Origin of the sequence: Micromonospora sp. NPDC047620, assembly GCF_043205005.1 — a bacterium.
Taxonomy (GTDB): Bacteria; Actinomycetota; Actinomycetes; order Mycobacteriales; family Micromonosporaceae; genus Micromonospora.
On the sequence record NZ_JBIDDG010000222.1, the window covers coordinates 1 to 1,003 of the forward strand.

1 protein-coding gene is annotated in these 1,003 nt (G+C 72.2%); it reads right to left on the minus strand.

Features of this window, described 5'->3' with window-relative positions; translation table 11 throughout:
• Positions 1-426: 426 nt before the first annotated feature.
• The coding region (locus tag ACGF5C_RS35425; protein WP_393308865.1) for a hypothetical protein at positions 427-1,003 on the minus strand (577 nt) is incomplete at its 5' end.

A 1,003-nucleotide genomic window follows, 5' to 3' on the forward strand; every position in this document is an offset into this window, starting at 1 on the left:
GGGGTGCCCTGCCGAGCCCGTGCCGGTGCCCCGCTCCCTGGGACACCGGCACGGGCGTATCGGGGCTGTATGGCCCTGTGCGGGATCGCGGGCCGCGTCCGGGCCCCTTTTCCCGGGCAACGTGTCTGAACGCGCGTCCGGCGGTCTGACCGGGGCGTGCCTGCGCCGCAACGCAACCCGCCCCGGTGGAACCTGCCGGGCGCACGACGAGAAGGGCCCCGGGGTGGTCGCACTGACAGCGCGACCACCCCGGGGCCCGTTTGCTGGTCCCGATGGGCCGGGGTGGTGCGGCCCGCCCGGGTGCCGGTGCCCGGCGGATGCCCTGGGCCCGGCCCGGGACCGCCAGCGTTGGGCATACGCGGCCCGGGTCCGGTTGGGACGGTGTCGGTTTTCGGTGTCGGCGCGGCACCGCGCCCGGCCGGTCGTTCAGTTGGCGGTGCCGGTTCGCCCCGACAGCCAATTCAGCACGGGGCCGACGGTGGTGTCGGTGTAGCCGTTCTGGTGGATACCCGAGGTCAGGTTGGCGAGTGCGTTGCGGGTGTCGGGGGTGGTGGTTGTAGTGAGGGTGTGGGCGAGTGTGGACAGGCGGGTGCCGCCGTCTTCAGTGAGGGCCGAGGCGGCGGTGGTGACGAGGTCGGCGGCGATGGGACCGAGTCCGGTCACGGCGACTGCGGCACCGGCCGGGTCGCCGGTGGAGAGTTTTTGCATTGCGCCCCAAGCGATCTCTTGGGCCTGGCCGATGTCGGCGGCGAGGCGTGTGATGTCGAGGTTGGCGAGGATGCTCACGATCTGCGCGGCGATGGCGGTCCACCCGGAGGTGTCGAGAGGCGCGGCGAGGGTGAGGGCCTGGGCGACCAGGTGCAGATCGACCTCGGCGACCGCCTGGACCAGAGGCGCGAACTGATTGTTGAGGTCGCCCGAGACCTGGTGCAAGGCGGGGATGTTGCCGGTGACGATCAAGCCCGGCAGTTGGACGAGGTCGTTGCCGATCGCGGGGAGGTTG